This window comes from Paenibacillus sp. GQ49 (assembly GCF_059759055.1).
On the sequence record NZ_JCAXEL010000003.1, the window covers coordinates 238,509 to 259,889 of the forward strand.

15 protein-coding genes are annotated in these 21,381 nt (G+C 48.1%); all 15 read left to right on the plus strand.

Annotation, left to right across the window (positions count from 1 at the left end):
* The first annotated feature begins 65 nt into the window (after positions 1–65).
* The 15 genes from AC6CIF_RS08225 (at position 66) to AC6CIF_RS08295 (ending at position 21,333) form a co-directional block, all read left to right on the plus strand.
* Complete coding sequence (locus AC6CIF_RS08225; protein WP_498198990.1) at positions 66–1,349, plus strand: vWA domain-containing protein; 1,284 nt, start codon at positions 66–68, stop codon at positions 1,347–1,349.
* 19 nt (positions 1,350–1,368) lie between these two features.
* On the plus strand, positions 1,369–2,016 hold the full coding sequence (locus tag AC6CIF_RS08230) for a beta-mannanase (protein ID WP_498198992.1): 648 nt from the start codon (positions 1,369–1,371) through the stop codon (positions 2,014–2,016).
* Positions 2,017–2,106: 90 nt separating this feature from the next.
* A complete protein-coding gene (locus tag AC6CIF_RS08235; RefSeq protein WP_024632789.1) occupies positions 2,107–3,366 on the plus strand; it encodes a TRAFAC clade GTPase domain-containing protein in 1,260 nt (419 codons plus the stop codon).
* Entirely contained in the window at positions 3,363–6,578 is a 3,216-nt protein-coding gene (locus AC6CIF_RS08240) for a GAP1-N2 domain-containing protein (protein ID WP_498198994.1), read from the plus strand. The genes AC6CIF_RS08235 and AC6CIF_RS08240 overlap by 4 nt, the downstream gene beginning before the upstream one ends.
* Before the next feature lie 673 nt (positions 6,579–7,251).
* On the plus strand, positions 7,252–8,136 hold the full coding sequence (locus AC6CIF_RS08245; RefSeq protein ID WP_036612750.1) for an ABC transporter ATP-binding protein: 885 nt from the start codon (positions 7,252–7,254) through the stop codon (positions 8,134–8,136).
* Between the two features lie 239 nt (positions 8,137–8,375).
* Positions 8,376–8,855, plus strand: coding sequence for a glutathione peroxidase (locus tag AC6CIF_RS08250; RefSeq protein WP_498198996.1), 480 nt, complete (start codon positions 8,376–8,378; stop codon positions 8,853–8,855).
* Between the two features lie 485 nt (positions 8,856–9,340).
* Positions 9,341–10,702: an FAD-dependent oxidoreductase gene (locus tag AC6CIF_RS08255; protein WP_498198997.1), complete on the plus strand. Its 1,362-nt coding sequence runs from the start codon at positions 9,341–9,343 to the stop codon at positions 10,700–10,702.
* Positions 10,703–10,991: 289 nt separating this feature from the next.
* A complete protein-coding gene (locus AC6CIF_RS08260; RefSeq protein WP_498198999.1) occupies positions 10,992–11,843 on the plus strand; it encodes a formate/nitrite transporter family protein in 852 nt (283 codons plus the stop codon).
* A 15-nt stretch (positions 11,844–11,858) separates the two neighbouring features.
* Positions 11,859–12,083: a hypothetical protein gene (locus AC6CIF_RS08265; RefSeq protein WP_498199000.1), complete on the plus strand. Its 225-nt coding sequence runs from the start codon at positions 11,859–11,861 to the stop codon at positions 12,081–12,083.
* Positions 12,084–12,268: 185 nt separating this feature from the next.
* On the plus strand, positions 12,269–14,332 hold the full coding sequence (locus AC6CIF_RS08270; RefSeq protein WP_498199002.1) for a molybdopterin-containing oxidoreductase family protein: 2,064 nt from the start codon (positions 12,269–12,271) through the stop codon (positions 14,330–14,332).
* Positions 14,333–14,524: 192 nt separating this feature from the next.
* Positions 14,525–15,748, plus strand: coding sequence for an MFS transporter (locus tag AC6CIF_RS08275; protein ID WP_498199204.1), 1,224 nt, complete (start codon positions 14,525–14,527; stop codon positions 15,746–15,748).
* Positions 15,749–16,029: 281 nt separating this feature from the next.
* A complete protein-coding gene (locus AC6CIF_RS08280) occupies positions 16,030–17,577 on the plus strand; it encodes a response regulator (protein ID WP_498199004.1) in 1,548 nt (515 codons plus the stop codon).
* Positions 17,578–17,910: 333 nt separating this feature from the next.
* The gene (locus AC6CIF_RS08285; protein WP_235193717.1) at positions 17,911–18,771 is read left to right on the plus strand and encodes an ABC transporter permease; all 861 of its coding nucleotides are present in this window, start codon (positions 17,911–17,913) and stop codon (positions 18,769–18,771) included.
* Positions 18,772–18,786: 15 nt separating this feature from the next.
* Entirely contained in the window at positions 18,787–19,656 is an 870-nt protein-coding gene (locus tag AC6CIF_RS08290; protein WP_076209737.1) for a carbohydrate ABC transporter permease, read from the plus strand.
* Between the two features lie 27 nt (positions 19,657–19,683).
* Complete coding sequence (locus AC6CIF_RS08295; RefSeq protein WP_498199006.1) at positions 19,684–21,333, plus strand: type 2 periplasmic-binding domain-containing protein; 1,650 nt, start codon at positions 19,684–19,686, stop codon at positions 21,331–21,333.
* Positions 21,334–21,381: the final 48 nt, after the last annotated feature.

A 21,381-nucleotide genomic window follows, 5' to 3' on the forward strand; every position in this document is an offset into this window, starting at 1 on the left:
ACCCAGCACCAATCTTGTATTAACTCAGCCTGCTTAGGGCTGGTATGGAAAGGATGCATGTAGACATGCAGCGAAAAATCAATCTTCTCCTGGTCCTGTTCAGCCTGATTGGCGGGGCAGTGGGCTTTGCGGCAGGAGAAATCATGCTGCGTCAATGGCTTGGGGAGATGCCACGTCTGTTGCTGATGGGATTATATTTTGGCGTACTGGCGCTGAGCGTTGGATTGTTCTGTTTGATCGCAGAGATGATCTCACCCAAGCTGAATGGTGCTTCATGGAAGCTCCGGTATCTGGGACTGTCGTGGAAATTGCTTGTTCCGGCAACACTGGCTCTGTTGTTCGTTACTGGACTCGCCCTGCAATTGTTGTATCAGATCAATCCGGGCGGTGTGAAGCAAGTGAAGGACATCGTACTAATGATCGACAACTCGGGCAGCATGAATGATACAGATCCGGATAACGGACGCTTTGAAGCAGCCAAGACATTAATCAGCCAAATGGAGAGTGACAAACAGGTGGCTGTCATTACGTTTGATGACCAGCCGCAGTTGTTACAACCGTTTATTGCGCTAGATAGTGAAGCGGCCAAGAATGAGGTTTATAGCAAAATCGATGGCATTGTTACGACTTCAGGCGGTACCAATTTTGATGCCGTGCTGCGGGAAGGCATGGAGCAGATTCAGGGCAAACATGACCCGAAACGCGGTACCGTCGTCATCTTGTTATCCGATGGATTCAGTGAAGCGGATACGACCGATATTTTGTCCCAATATAAAAACGAACAGATTTCCATCAATACAGTCGGCCTCAGTCTGGTGGACCCATCAGGTACGGATTTGCTGCGTAACATTGCCCAGCAAACTGGTGGCATGTATTATGATGTACCGGATTCTGGTGGTCTGAATCTGGCATTCCAGCAGATCTACGATACGATTGATGAACGGACGCTGGTAACGGAGCGTACAGGCATGATGGAGCAGAGCGTTTATCTGGCGATTTTCCGAGTAGCAGCAGTGCTGCTGATTGGCGTGGCACTGGGTGTCTCACTCGGACTTGTGTTTGATAACCGTCATCTCGCGCTCAGCTTTGGTATAGGCGGTGCGGTGTCGGGTCTACTGGCAGGGCTTCTGCTGGAGTGGGGACTCGACGGTTCGAACGTGGGGGATACATTCGTACGTCTTGGTGCGATGCTCATTTTGTCTGGCGTATTGACCCTCTTCTCCTGGATTGTTCCGATTAAGGAGAACACGCCGCGGAAGAGCAGGGGTCGTCGTGAAGCTGGCGGCGGAACTTCTTCTGCCGAAGGGTTTGGTCAGAGACCAAGAGATACACGCAGCAAAGGATTCTAACGTCGGGAGGTCAATGGAAATGCGGTTTACGGATGCAGACCCTTCGACACCCTTGATTCGAAAACTGACACTTGCGGTGGACGAAGGGCGTTGTACACTTCGCTGGCTCTGGCCGGAACGGGTAGAAGCTGTGTATGTGGAACGGCTAGAGCTGGATATGATGAGCGATGATCGTACCGGGGAAGAGCCTGCACAGGGCAAGCTGAAGCTGTACACGAGAGAGGAATATAAGGCGAGCAATGGTTACACGGATCGGATCACAGATTTTGGTGCCATCAAGTACACCGTGTATGTGTGTCAGATGGAGGAAGAGGGACCTGTGCTGATCCGTCAACGAGACGAGGACAACATGGTGATTGCAAGCGCAGGGAAGGCGGATATCCGCTTTTCCATTCGCTACAAGAGCGGTTTTTTTCAGAAACGAAAAAGTGTATTGATCACCGTCACAGCGGAAGTACCTGTTCCAAAGGAAGCCCTCTGTTATGTTCGCAAGCAGGGCGGGGTTCCGCTGAATAAGGAAGATGGTACGGTGTATCCTTTTGTGAGTGATTTTGCTCCCGGAAGAAATGAGATGCCGCCCGTTGAAGTTGCCAAGGATGATTATGTGCGATTATTCTTCACGGACGGACCGAAATATGGAGCCGCCTATCGGCTTATATCAGACTAGATAGTTGGACTAGCGATTGGAAGGTTACTCTGTCATCGTAGTGCAAGTGTAAATCACCTTAGTCTGACTGATCAGGGGAGGGGAGTGGCTATGAGCTTTTTTAGTCGGTTTTTGAAGAGACAACAGCCGGAGGAACGTCCGCTGTTTTACGATATTGTATGCCCTTATTGTTTCAGCAAGTTTTCACCGGAAGAGGTGGTGTTCCGCGCCGCCCATCACCGCGATGATGATGAGGACTACGCACTCGGGGAAGATGCGAAGTTGAATCGGTATCGCGAAAGATTTGGACTCGACACGGTATTTGATATGGAGGCCGTATTGGCTCCGCATGATGTACCGGAGGAACACCGTATTTATTCCGATAACATCGTGATGGGTCTGAACGATCGGTACGGTGTAGTTACACGCCGCCGGTTGTGTCCGCAGTGTCATAACGAGCTGCCTGTTACGGCAGGTAAAGCACCGAGCAATATCATATCCATCATTGGTGCATCCCAGGTGGGGAAATCCGTCTACATGACTTCATTAATTCATACATTGCAGCATTATACGGCCGATCATTTTGACGCGGCTTGCATGCCATTGAATGCGGAGATTAGCCGCCGGTTCCGTGCGGATTATGAAGAACCGTTGTTTGAACGGGGGGATCTGCTGGATTCCACACAGAAGGAAAAGTTGCAGGAGCCGTTTATCTTCCAATTTGTGTTCAAGGACGAAGATAAAGCGCCGCTGACACTGGTTTTCTTCGACGTTGCGGGTGAAGGTATGGTGGAGCAGGATTATCTCGGACTTCACGGGCAGCACATCAAGAACTCGGCAGGCATCCTGTTCATGGTGGACCCGCTTCAAATTCGTTCGATTCGGGACAAAATCCGCATTAACCTGGGCAACGAGCCGGGAGAGTGGACACCACGATACGATGAGCCGCGTGACGTGGTGCTGACGATGTTCGGAGATTTTATCGCGTATCAGGACAAAGCCAAGACCAATATTCCAACAGCGGTTGTGCTCACGAAAAGCGACATGCTGCATTCCCTCAAGGATGAAGAGGGGGATTATATCAAATCCAACAGTAATGTCTTCCGCAACATGGTGCACCGCGATTGGTTCGACTTAACCGAGTTCGAGAATATCGACGGGGAGATCCGGCGTTTTATCGAGAAAGTGGATCGTCCGTTCAAGGGCACGATGGATGTGTACTTCAAGGATACAGCCTATTTCGCAGTCTCTGCGCTGGGTAGCAATCCGGTGGATATGAAATTGCAGGGTGTGGTTAGTCCGATTCGCGTGGATGAACCCTTCTTATGGCTATTGTACAAGCTGAAGTACATTGAGGGGAGAGTGGGATGATGCGTTCTTCCGTAACCCCGCCCATTGAACAACAGCTGTATACCCGAGAGCGGCGCGGGGTGTTTCGCACAACAGAGGGGTTTGATACGGTTGCGGTATCGCCGGGACTGGACCCTTCTTTTATCAAAAAAGTGCTTCACCCCTACTGCGTCTATGACGCTCCAGCGGAGCTAACAGGTCGTAGCGAGAAGGACGAGACGAAGTTTCCGGCTTCCATTCACCTGCTTCATCTGGAGAGTGGGGAGACAATCCTTGGGCAAAATGTGTACCAGTCTGCGGATTTCACCGGGCTGCGCAGTGCCTTTTTTGCACATAATTACGTCTTGTCTCCCGAACGTTCGGAAGAGCAGATGAAACAAGGCGGCTGGCTGGATGCCGTGTTCACCACGTCCTATGACATCGAACAAGGTACAGTTCTGCCAGCACTTGCTGAATTGCCTATATCACCTAGGAGCGGACAAGGTGGGGCGACCGATGCTGGCGTAGGATCACCAACCCAAGTGTTGAGCACCTTGAAAATGAACGAAGTGCTGTTCAAGCGCCTGCTCTACGCGGTAATGCAGTCCGTGGCGACACGCAGAAAAGTATACATTGCACTGGACCTTCCCGCAGAAGAAGTGACCGCAGGGGCCAAAGGATTGTTACGTTTGCTGTACACGGCTTTACCATACGCATTCCGGCGGCAGCTGGGATTCATGACGTTTGCCAAGGAGCCACAGGCCAAGAAGGGCATTCACGTCCAGTTTGTAGAGCGGGGGACGTTGCGTCCGAAAGACCGGAATACGGAGAAGGATTTCACCTTTGATTTGGTATCCGGCAGAGTGACACATGCGGATGCATCTGTGGCGAAGTTACCTTACGCGGAATTCGCTTGGGCCTTATTGCAGGAACCTGCGGCGGCGGATGCGTTCTATACGTTTGCGGATGAGATGCTGTCTGGCATGGAGCCTGGACGGGAACTTTCCATTGAAGCATATGGTGAACTTGCGGTGTTCTATGGTCTTGAACAAGGCATGGAAGACCTGTATTTGGATAACAAAAGTCATGTCCTGAGTGGCTTGCTGACCTATTTGAAGCCGGATGGTGGACCGCAGCAACGTTCCCGTCTGAACGAGCTGTTCCTGACCTTGCTCAGCCGTGAACTGGACAGCGTGAAGCGTGAGAATGTACCCGAAGAAACGGTCGCTGCTCGCATTGGAGAATATTTCAGTGTTGCCGCACCCGTGGTGCAATCCTGGATTGTGGACTATTTCATCTACGGTGTGAATAATGCCCGCGCCCAGAAGCGTATGCGTGCTGTGCAGGAACTGTATGCTGTGCTGGATCGGGATCCGCAGCTGAATCGAGCTTTCTTTGATAAAGTGCTGGCCAATGAATCGCTTACCAAGCTGTTGTTCGAGCCTTATCTGGACAATCAGCTGAAACGCACGGAATCAGCAGCGAACGTTGTGGAAGTGATCCGAAGATGGGTTACGTCCCATCCATCTGCGATCCACTACAGCTTCTTGCAGGAGCGGACAGCCAATGAGCTGCGTGAACGGTTATGTTCTGCGCCTAATCCGGTACAATCTGCGAATGAAGCACTCCAACGGGTTAGCATACTCGATAGGGTATCTATGGAAGGTACTTATGATACAGGCATTACAGCACGAATTGGTCAATCTGAATCTACAGCCCGCCCTAATCGCAAAGGGGGATATCCGTCTGCCAGTCAAGATCCGACATATCAGGAGGAATTAACCCGCCTTGCAGACAAGCTTGCTTATGTCATTAACCTGTTTATGATTCAGGATCTGGATCTGGATCGGGTTAACCGTGAGCAGCTATTAAGCATCGATATTTTGCAGCATGGCAATGAGGTTCGGGATTGGGCGGCACGTCAGGGCTCTGATGTATCCGCTCGAACGAACATGATGCTGGCTGCGAGAGCGTGGCTTAGTGGCGAGGGGAATGAAGAAGAGGCATTGGAGGCACTTTCCCTGGCAGAACGCAATGAACTTCAACGCTGGACGCGTCGCTGGCTTGCCGGAGAGCTGCAGACTCATCCGGGGATCGCGGCATATGAAGCTTTGCCGATGGCTTTTTATCGGGGAGGAAGCGGCAGCAATCGGTTGGATTATCCTGGCCTGATTGAATTCATCCGCACCAATGCAAGTCGTGCTGAAGGGCTGTATCCATTCTTCGAATGGTCAGGAGATCATCGAATGTTTGTCCGGGGGTCCAATGCGCATAAAGGATATGCGGATGCGATCGTGGCGTATTTTAAAGCCCATGACCGTGAAGCTTTCAAGTCGAAGTCAGCTTTCAAACCGTATTACGTGAGAGCCAGCAAGACAATGAAGCCGGTCTATGACCGTGCGAAGACGGAATTGTCCTCTCCACTGATGCGGATGCTAACGGGTAAAAGGAAAAATCTATTCGGATTAATCCTCTTGATCCTGGTTCTGGGTATTGCTGGCGGTACATATGCATGGATGAAAGATTCTGTAGAGCCGCCAGCGGCATCCCCTCCATCTACCCAGGAGCCTGTCATACCGGCTGAACCTGAGGTGCAGCTCGCGGAGCAGATTGCTTATATGATTCCTGTGAGTGAACAGGAGGGTACGCAATCACCTGCTCAACTGGTGATCCGTTTCAGGAATGATACGGGAAGCACTGAGTTTGAGCAAGGCAAACTTCAATTGACGATGAAGGATGGCAGCACTCAAGAGATGGATGCTACAGGTAAGTGGGAGAGCTTTAATCGGAATGAAGAGCCTGATACCCAAGATACCTCCGATGGTGGCTCAGGAAGTACTTCCGAAGGAAGCACGGATGGTTCCTCAGCGGGAAACGCAGGGAACACAGAGCAGGCGGAGGATGTCGATCAGCAGGCAGGTCCTTCAACATCGGGTGATTCCACTCCAGATCCTGCTACCGATACAACAACGGATACAGGGACGAATGCATCGTCTAATGCTGCGAGTGGAGACACGGATCAAGGTACTGATGCAGATCAAGCTACAGGTTCAACATCGCCTGACACATCAGTATCCAATGAACAGGATGCGACCACTCCTGCACAGATGTCTATTGGAGAGGTAGATCGTCTCTATCCGTATGGATTGCAGATCGATCTTCCAGCGAATATGGATGCCGAGAGCATTGTCAGTGTGAAAAGTACGCAGGGCAGCATGACGGTGATCCAATTGATGCCACAGCCGAAGCTGTAAGTTATTTTATTTGGGCCTGTTGCATAGATTCATTGAGTACCTTTTAATCAAATATTGAAATATGCTGACTTCTTACCATAACAAAGAGTATGTTAGATGACCTTGAACTTTAGATTTCAAGGTCATCTTTTTTTTATTTGATATGGCGGATGAATAAATTGAACTAACATTTACACAAAAACGGAGAGGACAGAAATAACCTGAAGAAGTGAAGCGTTCACCTAAAAGCTTTCTAAAAGAAAGCTACATCGGAAGCATATGCTATCCACGGATTTACCCTTTAAAAAAGGATCAAAAATCTGGGGATAACAGCGATCAGAAGGTTGTTCTGTCATCGGAGTGGCCATTGCATGAAAAAAACTCACACATTCACAATTCAGACACAAAATTTGCGATTCAAGAGTTTGAAAGACAGTCAGAAGTGATAAAGTGCGCGGAATGAATGAGAAAAGATCTCATGTGTACTTGGGAAAAGAGCGGGATTTCTGCTACAGAAAGTCCAAATAAAGCACGAAAAGAGAAGAAAATTTGGTTTTTTATGTTGACAAATGATAATGATTATCAGTATCTTTAGTGTAGAAGATATTTGCGTCGGAAATCACAGAATTACAATTTCGTTTTTGTTGTCATAGCCGGATTACATAACCGGGATAAATGAGAGAGGGATGATCGCATGTTTCGTCTGGAGACGACCAAGCTGGATATCGCTTATGAGGAAAGACTAATTGTAGAGGATCTGAATATTCAGATTCCCCAAGGAAAAATTACAGCACTTGTTGGAGCCAATGGTTCAGGGAAGTCAACCATCCTGAAAACGATGGCACGTATTATGGCTCCAAAAGCAGGTAATGTATTGCTCGACGGGAAGTCTATCCATAAACAGTCCACGCGTGAAGTTGCCAAGCAACTTGCGATTTTGCCACAGAATCCAACAGCCCCTGAAGGTCTTACCGTTACTGAATTGGTATCGTATGGTCGCTTTCCTTATCAAAAAGGATTTGGCTCCATGCGTGCGGAAGACAAACGTATGATTGAATGGGCTATCGAAGTGACAGCCATGACAGAATTCCATGATCGTCCGATTGATCAACTGTCTGGTGGACAGCGTCAACGTGCCTGGATTGCCATGGCACTTGCACAAGAAACAGATATCCTTTTCCTGGACGAGCCGACTACGTTCCTGGATATGGCTCACCAGCTCGAAGTATTGCAATTACTGGAGCAACTGAATGCCACAGCCAACCGTACCATTGTTATGGTTGTGCATGACTTGAATCATGCTTCCCGCTACGCACATCACATGATTGGTATCAAAAAAGGTAAAGCCATCGCTCATGGTTCACCTGTGGAAGTTATGAACTCAGATGTACTTCGTGAAGTATTCAACATTGAAGCAGATATCGTGATTGATCCGCGTTCCGGTGTACCGCTCTGCTTGCCTTACGCTCTTGCAGGCGAACGCCAGCAATCGAAGACGCCAGAGCAACTGGTCATGAACAGTGCGATGGTTCATGCTGGAGGACGGGCAGAACCACGTGTTCAAGCGACAGGAAGTTAACGAAATGGGCCATATGTGGTCCTTACATTATAGAATGAAGCCGCTGTGCGCTATCGCACGCGGCTCTTTTGCATTCATGGGGGATTTGCAATGCATGGGAGCAAAGGGGACGGGTAGACTCGGGATTTGGTAATCGCATTGGATCAGGTTTATAATAATAGGACAGGCTGTGGGTTCATTGGTTATGCCAACGTGCTCGCAACAGCCCAAACCAACTTATGTCATGGGAGGAATCAGTCATGTCCGTATATTCATATCAGGCGGTAACCACCGCGAACCAAGAAGTCTCACTGGATCTGTATCAAGGTAAGGTATTGGTCATTGCCAATACAGCCAGCAAGTGTGGGCTGACCCCGCAATACGGTGAATTGCAAAAGCTCTATGATCGTTATCGTGATCTAGGCTTGGTTGTACTGGGTTTCCCTTGTAACCAGTTTGGAGGGCAGGAGCCAGGTACAAGTGAGGAAGCGGAATCATTTTGCCAAATTAACTATGGTGTGAATTTCCCGGTGTTTGCCAAGGTAGATGTGAATGGTGAGGGCACTCATCCCCTGTTCCAATACCTGAAGGAGCAACAACCAGGCGTAGGTGAAACAAGCGACATCCAATGGAACTTCACCAAGTTCCTTGTTAACCGTGAAGGTGAAGTGGTAGGTCGTGTTGAACCGAAAGAATCTCCAGAGACAATGATTGCAGATATCGAGAAATTGCTCGGTTAATACAAGAACGTTTGAGAAGCCTGTCCTTGCATAAGCAAGGATGGGCTTCTTTGATTATTTTATATACGCAGATTTATTCTGTTCACAGGTAGGAGTTGGATCCATGAAATCAACCCTATAATGAAAATTGAAGCCATTTATTCTTTGTATAAGTCAAACATGAAGGCAGGAGACGCCTCTAACTTTATACGTCCACACTGTGTTCATACAGGGATCACGGAAGCCATTACATAGCATAAACCCGCCCAAATCCGGGGACAATGAAATCAATACAATGAAGGGAAGAAAGGCTTAAATACAGGGAATTGACCTCCTTCGACAAACTTTTTTTGCTCAACCTATTGCAATGTGAAAAATATCACATTATAATGAGTGTATAAAGTGAAATAAATCACATACACAGTTTCGAACAAGAAGTGAAATGTTTCACAACCATAACAACGTTATATTCAAACTCATTTATATATTTCGAGGAGGAACTTTTAATGAAAATCGCAGTTATCGGATGTACACACGCAGGGACCGCAGCCATCGTAAATACCGCTAAATTGTACCCGGATGCTACCATCACCGTGTATGAGCGCAATGACAATATCTCCTTCCTATCTTGTGGCATTGCGCTCTACGTAGGTGGGGTTGTGAAAGACCCTGACGGTTTGTTCTATTCTTCGCCTAATCAATTGGCAGAGCTTGGTGTTGAGACCAAGATGCTTCATGAAGTTACAGCAGTTAATGCCAAGGGCCATACTCTTCAGGCTAAAAACCTGAAAACTGGGGAAGAATTTGAAGATACGTTTGACAAACTGATCGTGACAACGGGTTCATGGCCTGTTGTTCCAAAACTTGAAGGCATCGAGATGGATAACATTTTACTTTGCAAAAACTACAATCATTCCAACACGATTATTGAAAAAGCCAAAGATGCCAAACGTGTTACTGTTGTAGGTGCAGGATATATCGGCGTAGAGCTGGTGGAAGCTTTCCAAATGAATGGCAAGGAAGTTACCCTGATCGACAGTGTGGACCGGATTTTGAACAAATACCTGGACCCTGAATTCACGGATGCGATTGAAGATACGTTGACTGGGCGTGGCATCAAGCTGGCTCTCGGTCAAACGGTACAGAAGTTTACTGGTGAAAATGGCAAAGTAACTAAGGTGATCACGTCCAAAGGAGAGTTCGAAACCGATCTGGTTATTCTGTGCATTGGTTTCCGTCCAAATACAGAGCTGCTCAAAGGCCAAGTGGATATGCTGCCAAACGGCGCAATCATCGTGGATAAATATATGCAAACGAGTCAAAAAGACGTCTTCGCTGCGGGTGACAGCTGTGCTATTCATTACAACCCAACAGGCAAAGCAGCGTACATTCCATTGGCGACTAACGCCGTGCGGATGGGTACACTCGTAGCTCGCAATCTGGTTCGTCCTACGACACCGTATATGGGTACGCAAGGAACATCGGGTATCAAAATTTATGAGCAAAATATCGCGGGTACAGGGATGACGGAAACATCTGCTGCTGACGAAGGCCTGATTGTTGAATCCGTGGTACTGGAAGACAGCTACCGTCCGGAGTTCATGCCAACGGCTGAGAAACTGTTGCTCAAAGTAGTATATGAGCAGGCTACTCGTCGGATCGTTGGAGCACAGGTGATGTCTCAGGTTGATCTGACCCAATCGATTAATACGATCTCGGTCTGCATCCAAAATAACATGACCGTAGATGAGCTGGCCTTCATCGACTTCTTCTTCCAGCCACATTACAACAAACCGTGGAACTTCCTAAACACGGCTGGTCTGCAAGCACTGCCTCCAATAGAAGTAAAAGCACCAGCAATGGTGTAAGGAAGCAGAGTAGATGGTTGAACAGAGAGCATGTTATATAGGAAAAAGAAGACTGGCGAGTATATCGTCAGTCTTTTTTGTGGTTTTTAGCTACAAAGGGTCTTACGATACTCTTCTGTCATAACTATTAAAAGACACTTTTAAAGTATCTTTTTAAACAACATTGTGATAATTTGCACAAAGTTATGTTTAGGACCGAGATACAATTAGGATGTGGTATTCAACGCATAAACAATGAAATTCAGGTCGTTTTTCCAATCGATGAACAATGAAGGAGAGGATGAATGATATGGCAGCAAAAACACCTCTTGAGGTTGCACAATATACGGCGCAAACAGGAATGAAGAAGGCTCAATATCCGGTGTCTTCTGTACTGGTGCTTAGTTTTTTGGCAGGGGCTTTTATTGCGCTGGGGTTTCTACTGGATATTCGGGTGATTGCTTCTGCGCCAGCTGAGTGGGGAAGTCTAGTCAATCTGATTGGAGCAGCAGTGTTCCCGGTTGGATTAATCTTGGTACTCATCGGTGGTGGCGAGCTGCTGACGGGAAACATGATGGCAGTTCCACTTGCTACGATTGCACGAAAATTATCCGTGGGTAACATGTTGAAAAATCTAACCTTAGTGACGATTGGTAATTTTGTTGGAGCTTTGTTTGTCGCGTACGCGTTTGGACATGTGCTGGGTCTGACCGGAGAGGGTGTATATCTGGCGAAAGTGGTGGATATGGCTGGGCATAAGCTGCATGATGGCTTCCTGCAAGCTTTCATCTCTGGCATCGGCTGTAACTGGCTGGTGGCACTTGCCGTGTGGCTATCTTATGCATCCGATACGATGAGTGGCAAGGTACTGGGCATTTGGTTTCCAACGATGGCATTTGTGGCGATTGGATTCCAGCACGTTGTGGCCAATATGTTCCTCATCCCGGCGGCAATCTTCGAAGGACATTATTCGTGGGGTCAATATGTGATGAATTTCATTCCGGTATGGCTTGGGAATCTGACTGGTGGTGCTCTGTTTGTAGCTGCAGCCTACTGGGTGGTGTACCTGCGCCAAGCTGAGCCAAAAGTGAAACCGGAGATAGTAACGTCGATCGAAGCTGTGGAGACGGAGGCTAGAGTGATGTTGAGCAAACAAGCATAGCAGGCACAGCGAGGTATGGATACACGTATATTAGAAGTGAAGACGATTCTGATCTTGCTCGGTTCATGGCGAATATGCTGTGATGGAGCAGGGCGGGATCGTTTTTTTGTATGGGGTCCTCGTTGGAGTTTAACGCAAAATAAATTCGCCATGACAAGGTTCGGGGGAACGAAACCTGTTCATGGCGAATTTCGGGAGTGGTCCATGATATGGCATGAGGAGGAAGTGGGGAAACACTAGCCTAATGCCTTATTTTTAATTTACCCCTGAATTCTGAAGTTGAATCAAACGACAAAACATTTTTTTGAGAATAATTTGAAGCTGCTATAGCGGTTAATATTAGGCGAAAATATACTGTTCTCTTTACGCGATAACCTCGAAGAAGATATGATATAGGGATAGCTTTTAAAGAGGGGAGCCTTACGATGATCGATCAGGAGAATGGTATATTTGCGGCGGTGTGCCCGCTCGACTGTCCGGATACTTGTGGTCTGTTATTACATAAAGAGAACGGCAAAATTGTGAAGGTGGCAGGTAATCCGGATCATCCCATAACCAAGGGTGCCATCTGTAATAAAGTTAGAAATATGACTGAGCGGGTGTATCACCCTGAGCGTGTACAATATCCGATGAAACGTGTAGGAGCCAAAGGTGAAGGCAAGTTCGAACGAATCAGTTGGGATGAAGCGATTCACGAGATTACGACCAAATTCGCTGCATTGTCCGAGACTTACGGCCCTGAGAGCATCCTGCCCTACAGCTTTTACGGTAACATGGGCATTCTCGGCGTAGACGGCATGGATCGGCGTTTCTTCAATGCGCTTGGTGCGAGTGTACTGGAGCAGACGATCTGTAACTCCGCTGGAAATACGGGCTGGAAATATACGATGGGTGCCAATCGGGGAACGGTTCCGGAAGATACGGAGCATGCGGATCTCATCCTGGTGTGGGGTGGCAATATCGTCAGTACAAATATGCACCAGGTCGTTTTGGCGGAGAAAGCACGCAAAAAAGGCGCCAAGATCGTCGTCATCGACGTTCATCGCAATCGTACCGCCCAATGGGGCGACTGGTTTATCCCGCTCTATCCGGGCACGGACAGCGCACTGGCGCTGGGCTTGATGCATGTGTTGTTCGAACGGGGACTAACGGATGAAGCGTTTATGCAAAAGTATACGGTAGGTCATGAGGCACTACGTGATCATGTCCGCAGTTACACCCCTGAACGTGTTGCACGCATTACGGGTGTGCCGGAGGAAACCATTGTGGAGCTGGCCGAACTATACGGCAACGCACAGGCAGCTCATATTCACATCGGGAATGGCCTCCAGCACCATGATAATGGGGGAATGAACGTGCGTAGCGTTGCTTGTCTGCCTGCCATTACAGGGCAATGGCTGAAGCAAGGCGGCGGTGCTGTTCGCACCAACAGCTACGCGAGCACGAATAGCGACGCGCTGGAACGTCCGGAGCTGCGGCAGAATCCGGAGCCGCGAGTAGTGAACATGAACCGGATTGGTGAAGCGTTGCTGGAAGCAGAGCAGCCGATCCGGGCTATGATGGTTTACTGCAGCAATCCACTGGTGGTGGCACCGGATACCGAGCGGGTGGAGCGAGGTTTTGCACGGGAAGATCTGTTCACGGTTGTGCATGATCTGTTCATCACGGATACGGCGAAATATGCAGATATCGTATTGCCAGCCACATCTTCATTTGAAGCGACGGACTTGTACACCTCTTATTGGCATCAGTACGTTCACCTGCAAGAGCCGGTAATTGCACCGATTGGGGAGAGCAAGAGCAATGTGGAACTATTCTCACTGCTTGGGCAGGCCATGGGGTACGATCTTGCAATCTTTGGAGAAACGCCAGAACAGATGATTGAGGACGCACTTCAGGGCACAGGCAACCCCTACATGAATGGAGTCACGTTGGAGGGACTTAAGCAGCATCGATTCGTGAAGCTGGATATGTCGCCACATGCTGCATTTCTGGATCAGCTGCCCACACCTTCAGGCAAAATTGAATTATATTCGGAGACGATGGAACAGCGAGGGCTTCCGCCGCTCCCTACCTATAGTGCTCTGGTTGAAGGATATGATGGGGAGCATCCGGCTGGACCTGCCGATACCTATCCATTGATGTTCCTATCGCCGCCAAACCATAATTTCCTGAACTCCACCTTTGGTAATTCAGCCAAACATCAACGTTTGGAAAAGATGCCTCTATTGCAGATACACCCCGAGGACGCCATCCGTAGAAACGTGGAGGATGGAGATGCCGTGGTGGTATGGAATGATCGTGGGCGCATCGAACTTACCGCCAAGGTGAGTGAAGCCATGTTGCCGGGAACCGTCATCAGCCAAGGCTTATGGTGGGATGGTGACGGCAAGAAGCAGCGAGCGAATTCACTGACGTCCAATCGGTTGTCGGACATGGGGAACGGGGCGACCTTCTTCTCAGCCACTGTTGAAGTGAAGCGTCAATGAGTGTGCTTGCAGCTTGATTTTTTTGAGGTAAGATGAACAAAGGCTAGAATTTGAGCAGGATTATAGTGCAATAGATGTAACACTTCATAAAACCTTCGCTCTGGCTGGTTATGGTTATGCCGTCAGGGCAAAGGTCTATTTTTTATGGCCATTTGTTTGTGCAGAGGTACTAAGGAGAATGAATTAACGATGATGAGATGGCTGGATAACTATCCAAAAGAAGTGAGAATATTTTTATTAGCAAGCCTGGTTAACGCAACCGGCAGTGCCTTGATGTGGCCGCTGACCACCATGTATGTGTTTGATGAACTTGGACGAACGATGGCTAACGCGGGTTTTGTGATCCTCATTCAGTCCCTGGGTGGCATCTTTGGACAGTTGCTCGGAGGTTCGTTGTATCACCGGGTGGGCGTGAAGAAGCTGATTATTGGCTCACTGGGGCTTAATGCGTTAGGTTTGTTTGCGCTGCCGTGGATTAGTGCGTATTGGGTCATATTTATATGTGCGATGGGCTGGATTGGTCTGTTCAGTTCATTGTCGCTGCCAGCGATTCAGGCCTTTATTGGCTTCCGGTTTGCGGAGCGACGCGGTGAATTATTCAATATTATCTATGTAGCGAACAATATCGGGGTAGCGATTGGTACAGCGCTGAGTGGTTTTCTGGCTGACTTTTCCTATCACCTCAGCTTTGTACTGAACGGGGTGACCTCAGCCGGGTTTGCAATTTTCTTCTGGTATTATCTGTCCCGGGTTGAACCGGATCAGGGGGAAGTACATCTGACGAAACGGAAAACCGTTCCTGATGGGCCGGGCGTCTGGGCATTGCTGGGTAATACCCGATTATATCTGTTTATGAGCTTGGGCGTGCTCTTCCTGTTATTCGGCAACTCCATCTGGAACACAGGCGTGTCCCCGTATATCATTTCTGAGGGTATGGAAAAAAGAATGTACGGTCTGCTCTGGACCCTAAACGGGGTGTTGATCTTTGTAGGCCAACCTTTTACCAGCTGGGTGAAACGGACCATGGCCCGTACCTCCACTGCCCAGATGACGGCGAGTGCGGTATTCTATGGCATGGCCTACATTGTCATGATTACCATGTACAGCTATCCAGGCATGGTGCTTGCCATGGTACTGGCCACGTTTGGAGAGATGTTGATCTCCCCTGCAACACCTGCGTTTATCTCGGAGCATGCGGGCAGGGCGGCCCCTTTTTACATCGGGATATCGGGTGGGATCGGTGCGGTTGGACGGGTTATCGGCCCCTATGCGATGGGGGTTATGTATGACAAACAGGGACTTATTCCTGTAGCTTGGCTGGCAACAGGCACAGCAGCGATTGCGGTACTTGGTTTTGTGTTGCATGCGGTGTTGAACCGTAATCGTGAAGTGAAGGAGTATGGGATGGATACGTAATGTTGTAGCGGAATTACTCCGTCCGTACCCATACCCTGATGATATTGTAAAATGAAGCGAGGCTAACCTTCACCCCAGTAGCGGGGTGAGGGTTGTTTTGTCTTTACAGAGACTAACTCCAATAGCCGTGCCAATGATTTTCCCAATGAGATGAGCCAGGAATGTTCAGAAATCAGACTTGTTATAGTTCAATTCCCATGTCAATCAACGACCTCCCCTCTATTTGTGCATAATGCCCATATAATAGAATGGAACTGGTTAAAGGTAGGGGGATGCATACGATGTACAAGGTTTTGTTGGTTGATGATGAATCTATGATCTCGGACGGGATCTCCAGTGTCGTGAACTGGTCCCGATTAGGAACAGAACTGATCGGCATTGCTCAAGATGGATTGGAAGCGCTTGCTTCAATTGAGCGGCAACGTCCAGATATCATTATCTCGGACATCCGCATGCCGGGAATGGATGGGTTACAGCTGGTTGAAGCTGTGGCAGAGAAGTATCAGCATATCTCGTTTATCATGCTCACGGGTTTTACGGAGTTCGATTATGCGAAAACGGCCATGCAGTATGGGGTGAAGCACTACTTGCTCAAGCCCTGCAGTGAAGAGCATCTCGTACAGGCTATTAGTGAATTGGTCAGTGAGAAGCGGGAGTTGACCGATCAGGAGTGTTTTGTGCAGTCGATCCAATACAATCTGGAGCGTGTATTGCCGCATGCCAAGGAATATTTTCTGAAAGAGCTAGTCACGAACAGAACATACGGGGTCAAGGAATGGAAGTATTTCGAGGAATTATTCGATGTACAGTTTCAGGATCAGCGTGTGCGGTTGCTGCTGGTAGAGATTGAGGGGGATCATGAGTATTTGCACTTGTTCGCGGTGAAGAACATTGCCGAGGATATTTTTCACAATCCCATCTTAAGTGCCACGGTTGGGGGGCATGTGTTACTAATCATGGAGGAAAAGTTATCTGAAACGCAGTTGTTCCATAATATCGATGAGATTCGCGCCACATTTACCCGATATTACCATGATGATCTCACGATTGCGCTGAGCGAGCCAGGAGACCTTTCGCAGGCACGCCATTTGTACATGCAGACGCTAGTTTATCTCAATTACCGCTTTTACCTCGGTGAAGGCAGTCTCATTATGGAGCGGGATATTTACTCTCCCGGAGAGCGCATTCTTCCTGAATTCGAATACGATCCGGAGCGGATGGTTACTGCAATCAAGGCGGGGCACTGGCAGGAAGTGGGATCAGAGCTGAACCGGATGTTTCAGATGCTTGCCAGCTTGCGATACGATATATCCCAAACGAAGTCCTATCTTATTCAGATGTTTATGGAGATGATTCGACTCAGTGGCTCTGCCGAGATGAAAAGGTATATGGATCAGTTGCCAGGTATGATTGAGTCCAGCACCCTGCATTCTTTTCAACAGTTTCTGCTTGCTGTTGGCAAGGAAATCACCCTGCGCCGCTATGATCAACATCGCTCCAGACAATCGCAGATGGTAGGCAGTGTGAAACAGTTGGTAGAGAAACGCTACAAGGACGAGACATTAACACTCCAGTCTATCGCTGGGGAAATATACATGAATCCAGACTACATCGGCAAAATGTTCAAAAAAGAAACTGGTGAGAAATTTACGAACTATGTGTTAAGCTACCGCATCCGTAAAGCGTTGGAGCTTCTGGATCAGGACGGGAACTGCACTGTATCCTCGCTTGCCGAACAGACAGGCTTTGGTGCCAACTGGCCGTATTTCAGCAAAATGTTCAAGAAATACACGGGTTTCTCCCCTTCCGAGTATAAAAAAGTACCCTAATACAGCGTTGCTACCGGCTTCTACATAGCTAATCTTTATATCCGATCTACATCTAATCTGTGATCGGGCCCTGTACGCCATTCATCGGCAGCAGGGTCTTTTTTTGTCGGACGGAACTCGGTTTTGAACATCCATTTATCGGAAATGAGCATGGGAAGAAAAGGCGCTCGCTTCTATCATTAGAAGTGTCATGTTAGTGAATGAACATCGAGAGTGGAGGTTGAGTGGATGGAGCTGAATCGAAGCCGGGGGATTGAACCTGGGCGTTTGAAGCCAGCTGGCAAATGGAGTTCGGTGAAAAAGGAACTTGTCCGCAACAGATACGTTTATCTGATGCTCGTTCCTGTGGTAGCCTACTATCTGATTTTCAGCTATGGGCCAATGTACGGGCTACTGATGGCATTTCAGGAATCCTACAACCCGATCAAAGGAATTTTGGCAGGCGAATGGGTTGGATTTGACAACTTCACCATGTTTTTTGAAAGTTATTATTTCTGGCGACTGATTAAGAACACACTGATTTTGAGTTTTTACAGTATTGTGTTTGGTTTCCCGGCTCCGATTCTACTAGCACTGCTGCTGAATGAAGTCCGGAAGAAGTGGTTCAGAGGCGCAGTACAGACCATTAGTTATATGCCGCATTTCATCTCGGTTGTCGTCGTGGTCGGAATGTTGAAAACGTTCTCATCTCTGGACGGTGGGTTATTTAACGTCATTCGTGACTTTTTTGATCTGCAGCCGATTATGTTTCTGGCGGAAAAAGATATGTTCCGTCCGATGTACATCCTGTCCAACATATGGCAGGGCGCAGGCTGGGCCTCGATTATCTTTTTGGCAGCACTAAGTGGTATTGATCCACAGTTGTATGAGGCTTCCAAAATTGATGGTGCAGGCCGCTGGAGACAGCTATTACATATTACACTACCGGGCATCATGCCAACTATAGTAATCATGTTAATTCTGCGTATGGGTGCAGTCATGAACGCGGATTTTCAGAAAATATTGCTGATGCAAACGGCACCGACCTATGAGACATCGGATGTCATCTCCACCTTTGTTTATCGATCCGGTATTTTGGAGGGGAACTATACGTATTCAACCGCCATCGGACTATTTAACGGCGTCATTAATTTCGCGCTACTTATTATCGCGAATGCGATCAGCAGAAAGCTTAACTCAACCAGTCTCTGGTAATTGGAAGGTGAAGCGATGAAACAGTCTATAGGGGAACGACTTTTTGATGTATTTAATACACTGCTGCTCTTGGTAATCATGGTTTTGTGCTTTTACCCGATGCTGTACGTGTTCAATTCTTCAATCAGCGACCCGGATCAGATGCTGCGTTCCCGTTCACTGATGCTCATCCCTGAAGGTTTCCAGCTGGGAGCGTACAAGTCAGTATTTCAGGATACTCGCATCTATACGGGATATATGAACACCTTGTTCTATGTTGTGGTGGGTACAGCCATCAATCTGCTCATGACTTCGCTGGCCGCATATGGGCTGTCACGTGGTGATCTGATGGGCAGAAAAACGCTGATGAAATTAATTACGTTCACGATGTTTTTCGGCGGGGGTATGATCCCAACTTTTCTACTGATTCAGAATCTGGGCATGGTGGATACCCGTTTTGCGCTTATTATTCCGGGTGCCATCAGCACATTTTATTTCCTCATTATGAAAACAAACTTTGAAGGCATTCCGATCAGTCTGATCGAATCGGCGAAGCTTGATGGTGCCAATGACTTTCTGATTTTGTTCCGAATTGTACTGCCTTTGTCAAAGCCAATCCTGGCGGTCATGATGCTGTATTATGCGGTTGACCATTGGAATGATTATGTCGGACCGATGCTCTACCTGCGCAGTCAGGAGTTGTATCCGATCCAGATTATTATGCGTGATATTCTGATCAGCAGCAGTACAGAGGCCATGGGCGCTGGCGCTGATACCGGCTTTGCCATTGGGGAGAACATCAAATATGCGACCATTATTATCTCCACACTGCCGATTATGCTGGTATATCCGTTCATCCAACGTTATTTTGTTCAGGGCGCTCTAATCGGTGCTGTGAAACAATAAAAAATGTAATCTATGGAGGCGAATTACGTGAAAAAAAGAATGGGGTCCATCCTGTTGTCATCGCTACTTACCATATCTTTACTGGCGGGCTGTACGGGTGATAATGAACCAGGTACCGCAGAGCCAGCAGAAGGAACAGAACCTGCGGTTCAGGCGTTGACCGAAATTCCGCTACCGATTACAAGTGAGCCATTTACCATTGACTATTGGCGCGCCAATGATGCCAAACTGACAGCTTCCTTGAACAATTTTGGCGATATGGCGGCTTATAAGGAAAAGGAGAAGCTGACAGGCATCAAAGTGAAGTTCACACACCCTCCGCTTGGACAACAGCGTGACCAGTTCAATCTGCTGATCTCCACGAAGGAGCTGCCGGATGTCATTTATTATAACTGGGCGGATGCCGTTGGCGGACCGGAAAAAATGATCAAGGACGGCCGGATCATCCGGTTGAATGAATTGATCGACAGTTATGCACCAAACTTAAAGCGGATTATTGAATCCGATCCGGATGTGAAGAAACAGATTGCACTCGACGATGGCACGATCTATATGTTCCCGCTGCTCAAGCTGGATGCATTGAAGCTGAATGCCACTTCCGGTTTAATTATGCGCCAGGATTGGCTTGATGCATTGAACCTTAAGGTACCTACGAACATCGATGAGTGGTATACGGTGCTTAAGGCATTCAAGGAACAGGACCCCAACGGCAACGGCAAGCCTGATGAGCTACCATTCACCGGGAACTGGGGACCGGGTAACCTGACCAAGCTCCATGATTTTGCGGCGGCATTTGGTGTAATTGGTGGCTTCCAGATGAATGGAGATAAGGTGGAATTCGGACCGATTCAGCCGGGCTACCGTGATTTCTTGGAGACCATGGCCAAGTGGTACAAGGAAGGGCTGATTGATCCCGAGATCATGACCAATGACGGTAAAGCATTTGACTATAAGGTTACCAGCAATCTGGCAGGCGCATATCAGGGCGGTGTGTTCAGTGGTATGGGGAAATACTTCAATCTGATGAGAGATACCGATCCGAACTTTAACGTAACCGGCGTACCATGGCCCGTATCTCCGGATGGAACTTCGTATGCTACCTTCAATCTGGAGAATAAGGTACTAAGTTATGGTGAGGCCATTACGGCATCCGCAGACGAAGACAAACTGAAATATATTGTTCAGTGGATGGACTACAACTATAGCGAAGAGGGTAGTGATCTGTTCAACTTTGGTATCGAAAATGACAGCTATGTTCGTGACGGGGAAGGTGTCAAATTCACAGATACCATCATTGATAATCCGAACGGTCTAACGTATGACCAGGCTCTGGCTTCCTATGCCTTATCCATTATGGACGGTCCAATCAATCAGGATAGTCGTTATCTGGATGCACTATTATTTGACGACGGACAGCGTGCGGCGAACGCGGAATGGATGAAAGCAAGCTCAGCATTAACGCTTCCTCCAATTCGTTTGTCAACAGATGAGGTGACCACAAGTACATCCATCATGAGTCAGGTGAATACGTATTTGAATGAGACGATGACTGCCATTATTAGCGGACAGAAGCCGATCACCGAATTTGACAAGATGGCCGAAACAATCAAGAGCATGGATATTGACCGGGCGATTGAGGTTCATCAGGCTGCGTATGATCGATATCAGTCTAAATAATACGTGAGAAATCGAGCGCTAAAACTTTGGGGAAACCTTCCTGTATGT